This is a genomic window from Blastomonas sp. CCH1-A6, from assembly GCF_001556365.1.
Taxonomy (GTDB): domain Bacteria; phylum Pseudomonadota; class Alphaproteobacteria; order Sphingomonadales; family Sphingomonadaceae; genus Blastomonas; species Blastomonas ursincola.
The window spans coordinates 1-6840 of record NZ_LSIS01000313.1; the positions used below are offsets into that span (position 1 = coordinate 1).

Sequence of the window (6840 nt, forward strand, 5' to 3'; positions counted from 1 at the left end):
GCCCGCCACATCGACCCTCGCCGAGGCGCAGGAGCTAACCGCGCTGGTGGCTTCTGCCGGGCTGCCATATGCGCTCACCCATACCTATACCGGCTATCCGCTGGTGCGCGAGGCACGGGCCAGGATCGCCGCGGGCGCGCTGGGCATGATCCGCAAGCTGGTCGTCGAATATCCGCAAGGCTGGCTCGCGGGCGAGGCGGTGGGCAAGCAGGCCGAGTGGCGCACCGATCCCGCACGCTCAGGGCCGGGCGGATGCATCGGCGATATCGGCACGCATGCCTTCCAGTTGGCCGAGTTCATCACCGGGCTCAAAGTGGTCGAACTTCTCGCTGATCTGGCGGCAGTCGTGCCGGGCCGACCGGTCGATGACGATTGCACCGTCCTGCTGCGCTACGACAACGGCGCGCGCGGCGTGCTGCTCGCCAGCCAGATCGAGGTGGGCGAGATGAACGGGCTTCGCATCCGCGTCTATGGCGACAAGGGCGGCCTCGTCTGGCGGCAGGAAGTGCCCAATACGCTGACGCTGCACAGCCTGGATGGCCGGACCGAGATCGTCCATGCCGGTGGTCCGCAGCTCGGCCCCGATGCCGCCAGCCGCACGCGCACGCCGACCGGCCATCCCGAGGGCTATCTGGAAGCCTTTGCCAATATCTATCGCGATTTCGCCGCGCTGCTGCGCGGTGAAGCCGCGCCGCTGCTGCCGGGCATCGAGGATGCGCTGCGCGGCATGACCTTTGTCGACACCGCCGTCCGCGCCAGCCGGGACGTTTCCGGCTGGGTGCCGCTCACCGTTTGAAAGGACATTCCCCATGAAGACCATCAAGGGCCCGGCGATTTTCCTCGCCCAGTTTGCAGGCGATAATGCGCCGTTCAACAGCCTCGAAAGCATCGCCGACTGGGTCGCGGGCCTGGGCTACAAGGGCATCCAGATCCCCAGCTGGGACGAGCGCCTGTTCGACCTGACGCTGGCTGCCCAAAGCCAGACCTATTGCGACGAGATCAAGGGCATGCTCGCCGACAAGGGGCTGGAGATTACCGAGCTGTCGACGCATCTGCAGGGCCAGCTGGTCGCGGTGCACCCGGCGTTCGACGCGCAGTTCGACGGCTTTGCCCCGGCATCGGTTCACGGCAACCCCAAGGCGCGGCAGGAATGGGCGGTGCAGCAGGTGAAGAACGCCGCGATCGCCAGTCGCAAGCTGGGGCTGAACGCGCACGCGACCTTTTCCGGCGCGCTCGCCTGGCCCTATTTCTACCCCTGGCCCGCGCGGCCCGCGGGTCTGGTCGAGGATGCGTTCGACGAGCTTGCCCGCCGCTGGAAGCCTATTCTCGACGTGTTCGACGAGAACGGCGTTGATGCGGCTTACGAAATCCATCCGGGCGAGGACCTGCACGACGGCGTGACCTTCGAGATGTTCCTCGAGCGGGTCGGCAACCATCCGCGCGCCAACATCCTCTACGATCCCAGCCATTTCGTGCTGCAGCAGCTCGACTATCTGGCCTATATCGACATCTATCACGAGCGCATCAAATGCTTCCATGTCAAGGATGCCGAGTTCCGCCCCAATGGCCGCAGCGGCGTCTATGGCGGCTATCAGTCCTGGGTCGATCGGCCCGGACGCTTCCGCAGCCTGGGTGACGGCCAGGTCGATTTCCCCGCGATCTTCAGCAAGATGGCGGCCAATGACTTTGCCGGCTGGGCGGTGCTCGAATGGGAATGCGCGCTCAAGCATCCCGAACAGGGTGCCGCCGAGGGCGCGCCGTTCATCGCCAAGCACATCATCCGCGTCACCGAACACGCGTTCGACGATTTCGCGGCAGGCGGTGCCGACCGCGCGCTCAACAAGCGGCTGATGGGAATCGACTGAGCCGGCGCATCTGGGACAAGAAAAAGCCCTCCGGAATCGGGCGATTCCGGAGGGCTTTTCACAATGTCAGCAGGCGATCAGGCGGCGAGCGCCAGGTCCTTGCTTGCCGTCATCGTCGGGACGAAGGGCAGGTACGAGATGCGCTTGCGCACCGCGACGGTCACCTTGTGGTCGCCGGGCGCAAGCTCTGCGCCCAGCACGCTGATCAGCGCCTTCTCGCCGAAATTCCAGCGATTGTCGTAGCAGGTTTCCATCTCGTCGAGCGTGTAGGTCGTGTCGCGCACGGTGAAGCGCACGGCCTCGCGCGGATAGGTGGTGCCGTCGACGGTGACGGCGATGTCCTCCACCATCGAGAGGCCCAGGCCCCGGTAATAGGGCAGGCGTGCCTCGAGCGCGAAGCCACCTTCGACAGCCTTGAGGCTGCCTGCGACGATCATCTTGTGGTCCATCATGGCTTTGGGTCTCCTCAGGCGGCCAGGGGGGTCTTCAGGGCGGGGGTTTCGGTCTCGCCCAGCAGGCGGGCCAGCATCACCTGCTGGCGGCGGACCTGTTCGACCGAATTGGGCTCTTCCACGTCCTCGATCCAGCGATTGCCTTCATATTCGGAGCAGATATAGCCCTTGTAGCCGCCCTGCTTGAGTACCTTGACGATCTCGTCATAGGGGATCGAGGGTTCGACATAATCCTCGGTCATCTCGTAGAACTTGCCATGGATGTTGTGGATGCGGTGCATGTAGTCGAGCATGCGCTTGGGCTCGAACGCGGCATTGTGGCGCAGCGTTTCGGCCATCGCGATCGCAGGACCCGTGCCGCCCATCTCGCGCACGTCGAGAATGACATATTCGGACAGTACGCGGTCCTCATAGGCCTTCTCGATATAGTCGGCGATGTTCTTGGGCACGCCCAGGCGCATGAACTTTTCCTTCCACACGTTCGGGAACTTGAACACGAACATGCCCATGTCGGGAAGGAAGCCCAGCGCGTCCGAGCCCGACTTTTCGAAGGCCTCGGCATGGCGGATGATCCAGGGATGGTCGAAATGCAGCGGTGCGTGCACCTCGATCAGGATCTTGATGCCCTTTTCCTCGGCATAGGGTGCAGCGGCGACCAGCACCTCGGGCGTGATCGAGACCAGCGCGCGGATGAACTTGACGCCGAGCATGGCGCCGAAGTCGATATCCTTCTTCACGCTCGCCACCTGCTCGTCGAACGGCATCGGGCGGCCCTTGTAGCGCTTGTAGTCGAGCATGAAATCGTGGCTGACGCCGACGCCGCCGTAACGCTTCATGCTTTCGTGCCAGGCGGCGACATCGGCCTCGTTCACGCCGCATTCGGGCCAGCCCCAGAAGGACTGCTCGCCGATCACCTCGATGCCGTTGGCACCCAGTTCGCACGAGATGCGGATCACGTCATCGCGCGTCAGCGTGCCGTCGAAGGTTTCGTTCTGGTAGGAATAGAGGCTCACGCCCCTTTTGATATCATAGGTCATTTCAAGTCCTCTCCACTGGGATCGCACGGGTCGAATCGGGAGAGTGCAGGGCCGCGCTGCGGCGGTTTGCCATGACCCTCTCCCTCGGGCCTGAGCTCTAATTAGAATTCATATTCGTATAAATCCGCGGCGAGGTCAACCCCCTTGATATGGCGGTTTTCCGGGCGATTCAGTGGATTGACAGAATTAGAATTATGATATCTATTTTAGCAAAAGAGACGATAACCGGGAGAGTCGAGTGCCTGTGCGGAGCCTGCTGACTGTGCTTGCGATTGTGGTCGCAACGCTGCTCGCGGCGTTCTTCGCCTTTGTCGGCTATCACAAGGCTTTCGCTCCGCTGGCCGAACTGGCGCAGCACCGGGTGTGGACCCTGGCGCTGCCTGAATGGGCCGGTCGGGCGGTGGGATGGAGCGAGCTGCTGCTCGCTGCGGTCCTGCTCGGCTTTGCACTGCCCCGTTTGCGGCTCTGGGCCGCAGGCGCGGCGTTGCTGCTGATCATCAACCAGTGCGTGGCGGCCGCCGTTCACTGGTCGAGCGGCGAGGGCGATGCCCTGCCGCAAAACGCCGTTCTCGTCTTGCTGCTGGGTCTGGTCGGCCTGGTTGCGTGGCTTCAACAAAAACCAATGGGAGAGACATCATGACCATCCGCAAATTCCTGGCCGGCGCTGCAGCGGCCGCGCTCGCAACCGGTGCCCTTGCCGTTCCTACGGCCGCGGGCGCGCAGTCGGCCGATCAGCGCGTCGCCGCGCTCGAGAAGGAACTGGCCACGCTGCGCCAGACCACAACCGTGGCGCAGGATCGCGCCAAGGTGGAAAACCTGTTCTCGCGCTACATGTACCTGCACAACGCCTTTCGCGACACCGACATCATCCCGCTCTGGGCCAAGAAGGGCACGCCCGACGTACGTGCGCAATATTCGAACGTCGGCGTCTATACCGACTGGGACAAGATCATGTCCTATCACCAGGGTCGTCCTTCGCCGCGCGGCAAGCTGATCATGCACTTCGTCACCACCCCGGTGATCGAGGTCGCAGGCGACGGCCAGACCGCCAAGGGCCTGTGGATCGTCAACGGCATCGAATCGGGGCTGGTCGAGCCCGAGAATGCCAAGAACATGCCCGCCTGGATGTTCGAGAAGGAGCTGGTCAACGGCAAGAAGGTGTGGATGCACAATGTGTATCTGAAATACGGCGTCGATTTCATCAAGCAGGACGGCGAGTGGAAGATCTGGCACTTCCACTGCTTCGAGGTCGCCCGCGCGCCCTACAGCATGGGATGGATTCCCTTTGCCGCCGTCGCGCAGGATGACGCGTTCAACGTCGATCTGATGTATGTGGGCGAAGACGGCAAGCCGGTGTTCATGCCGCCGGTCGATGGCCCCGCCACGGTGATGAGCAACACCTATCGCACCGACAGCTCGCAGCGGCTCGAGGCACGTCCGCCCGAACCCTATCGCACCTTCAGCGAAACCTTCGCGTACTGATCCCCTGTCCAGGAAAGACCGAATTCATGGCCTTCGAACTCAGCGTAAACCTGGAATATATGTTCCACGAGGCCGGCGAGCGGCTGGAAGACCGCATGGCCGCCGCGGCCAAGGCGGGCTTCCGCAAGGTGGAAATCTTCACCACCGGCAACCGCGACGTGCCCAGCCTCAAGGCCGCGCTGGCCGAGACGGGGTGCGAGCTGCTCGCCACCGTTACCGATCCGCGCATCGCGCTGGTGATGGCCGATCAGCACGACCGCTTCCGCGAGATGTTCGCGCAGGCGGCGGCCGAGGCAGCCGAGCTGGGGGCGACCAATATCGTCGTCCCCTCCGGCATTGCCGTGCCCTATATGAAGCGCCCGCCGCAGCTCGACATCGTCGCCGGAGCGATCGGCAGCGTCGTCGAGACGGCGCAGGCGCATGGTCTCACCATCCTGCTCGAGCCGGTCAACACCCGGGTCGATCATCCCGGCGTACTGTTCGGCATGACCGAGGATGCCGTCGCGGTGATCGAGAAGATCGGCAGCCCGCACATCAAGCTGCTCTACGACGTGTACCATTCGATCACCGAGCGGGAGGACCCGTTCGAGGTGCTGCCCAAGGTCGCGCATCTGGTCGGCCATATCCAGATCGCCGATGCGCCCGGACGCGGCGAGCCGGGCACCGGTCAGATCGACTGGCCTGCAATGCTGAAGCTGATCGAAGGCGTCGGCTATACCGGCGCGCTGGGCCTCGAACTGACCCCCAGCACCAGCGATACCGCCGTAGCGCTGTCGCATATCCGCGCGCTCGCCGCCTGACGGCGAGCCGCTCCAACGAGCTTCCCACTTGGGGTGCCCCGGCCACGGGCACCCCTTTTTTTTAGTAGTCCTTCGCCTCGTCGAGCACCGGCAGCGTCACCTTGCCGGTCGCCGCCCATTCGGTGCCGCGCAGGATCAGCGTCTGCAGCGGCTGGAAGTGCAGGCTGACCTCGTCATGCCCGATCGTGATCGAGAAGACGCGGCCTTTGCCGTAATCCTGCACCCAGAGCTGCGGATGATCGGCATCGATGCCCTTCATCGCCTTGAGTTTTTCCGGCGTATAAGCCGCAGCCGGATATTTGGGGCCAGTGATCTTGGGGTCATAGGCAGATGTCGCATCGTGCGCGGTGCCGAGCACGTGGATTTTCGCGTCCGGCGCGAACGACATGTTCGTGTACATGTCTTCGTTATAGGTCCAAATATACTCGCGAATGCCCTGGGTGATCGGGTGGCCGCGATCGACCAGCTTCACGGTGAACGCCCCCGGCGGCGCACGGCGGCTGGTGCCGGGTTCCATCACCGCGCCGATCAGCTTCTTGTATTCGGGTATCTCGCGGCCCCAGGTAAAGCTGGAGTGATAGGCGACCAGCCCGCCGCCCTCGCGGACATAGGCATAGAGCGCCTCGAAGGCTTGCGGCGACCAGATCTGCTGGACGGGATCGGCATAGTTCCAGCGGCTCGAATAGTTGAGCAGCACGACATCGTAGGCCTTGAGCATTGCGAGCGTGCCATGGTCGAAATCCTCGACCACGCGCACGTCGAACCGGCCGCTGTCGGTCATCAGCGTACGCAGCATGTTGTTCACGCCGGTCCAGTCATGCTCGTAGCTGTTGCGGCCCGAGATGATGAGCACCTTGAGCCGCTTTTCCGCCGGATTGACCGGGATTTTCACGCGCTGCACGGTTTCGGGCGGGCGATAGGGCACGGTGACGATCACCTGGGCTTCGGCGGCACCGGCGGTGACGATCAGAGCGGCGGCGAACAGGGACTTGCGCATCAGGCGGCTCCATCGAGGGCGAGCTGGGCACCTTGCGCCTTGCGCGGCTGCGCGCCCGGCCATGCCAGCACGATGCCGATCTGCACGAGCAGCAGGGTTATGATCCCGCCATAATAGCTCCAGCGGATCGCTGCGCGCGCACCATCCGTGGCTGCGGCGGGATCATAACCCTGCTGCTCGTGCAGATCGGCATCGTGCTGGCATGGC

8 protein-coding genes and 1 pseudogene are annotated in these 6840 nt (G+C 63.7%); 5 read left to right on the forward strand and 4 right to left on the reverse strand.

The features are described 5' to 3' along the window. A partial coding sequence (locus AX735_RS14760) for a Gfo/Idh/MocA family protein (protein ID WP_066281879.1) occupies positions 1–796 on the forward strand: 796 nt, incomplete at its 5' end. Positions 797–809: 13 nt separating this feature from the next. Then, a complete protein-coding gene (locus AX735_RS14765) occupies positions 810–1865 on the forward strand; it encodes a sugar phosphate isomerase/epimerase family protein (RefSeq protein WP_066281883.1) in 1056 nt (351 codons plus the stop codon). Positions 1866–1942: 77 nt separating this feature from the next. On the opposite strand, the gene AX735_RS14770 is transcribed toward AX735_RS14765, so the two are convergent. Both AX735_RS14770 and AX735_RS14775 read right to left on the reverse strand, forming a co-directional pair. After that, positions 1943–2317: a C-glycoside deglycosidase beta subunit domain-containing protein gene (locus AX735_RS14770; protein ID WP_066281885.1), complete on the reverse strand. Its 375-nt coding sequence runs from the start codon at positions 2315–2317 to the stop codon at positions 1943–1945. Between the two features lie 14 nt (positions 2318–2331). Beyond that, a complete protein-coding gene (locus AX735_RS14775) occupies positions 2332–3354 on the reverse strand; it encodes a sugar phosphate isomerase/epimerase family protein (RefSeq protein ID WP_066281886.1) in 1023 nt (340 codons plus the stop codon). A 244-nt stretch (positions 3355–3598) separates the two neighbouring features. Here AX735_RS14775 and AX735_RS14780 point away from each other — a divergent pair, with 244 nt between their 5' ends. Genes AX735_RS14780 through AX735_RS14790 form a run of 3 tightly spaced genes read left to right on the forward strand, consistent with a single transcriptional unit; the run spans position 3599 to position 5636 of the window. Then, entirely contained in the window at positions 3599–3994 is a 396-nt protein-coding gene (locus AX735_RS14780; RefSeq protein ID WP_231750133.1) for a DoxX family protein, read from the forward strand. Further along, positions 3991–4836 carry a nuclear transport factor 2 family protein gene (locus tag AX735_RS14785; protein WP_082751129.1) on the forward strand — a complete coding sequence of 282 codons (846 nt, stop codon included), beginning with the start codon at positions 3991–3993 and terminating at the stop codon, positions 4834–4836. The genes AX735_RS14780 and AX735_RS14785 overlap by 4 nt, the downstream gene beginning before the upstream one ends. Positions 4837–4862: 26 nt before the next feature. Beyond that, entirely contained in the window at positions 4863–5636 is a 774-nt protein-coding gene (locus AX735_RS14790) for a TIM barrel protein (protein ID WP_066281889.1), read from the forward strand. Between the two features lie 61 nt (positions 5637–5697). Here AX735_RS14790 and AX735_RS14795 read toward each other — a convergent pair whose 3' ends face one another. After that, the gene (locus AX735_RS14795; protein WP_231750134.1) at positions 5698–6633 is read right to left on the reverse strand and encodes a ThuA domain-containing protein; all 936 of its coding nucleotides are present in this window, start codon (positions 6631–6633) and stop codon (positions 5698–5700) included. Continuing rightward, positions 6633–6840 (reverse strand): annotated as a pseudogene (locus tag AX735_RS25925) (hypothetical protein); the annotation flags it as partial. The pseudogene AX735_RS25925 and the gene AX735_RS14795, both read right to left, overlap by 1 nt.

Coding starts and splice junctions, on each gene's coding strand:
- AX735_RS14770 (WP_066281885.1), bottom strand. CDS start 2,317: ATGATGGACCACAAGATGATCGTCGCAGGCAGCCTCAAGGCTGTCGAA.
- AX735_RS14790 (WP_066281889.1), top strand. CDS start 4,863: ATGGCCTTCGAACTCAGCGTAAACCTGGAATATATGTTCCACGAGGCC.
- AX735_RS14775 (WP_066281886.1), bottom strand. CDS start 3,354: ATGACCTATGATATCAAAAGGGGCGTGAGCCTCTATTCCTACCAGAAC.
- AX735_RS14765 (WP_066281883.1), top strand. CDS start 810: ATGAAGACCATCAAGGGCCCGGCGATTTTCCTCGCCCAGTTTGCAGGC.
- AX735_RS14785 (WP_082751129.1), top strand. CDS start 3,991: ATGACCATCCGCAAATTCCTGGCCGGCGCTGCAGCGGCCGCGCTCGCA.
- AX735_RS14795 (WP_231750134.1), bottom strand. CDS start 6,633: ATGCGCAAGTCCCTGTTCGCCGCCGCTCTGATCGTCACCGCCGGTGCC.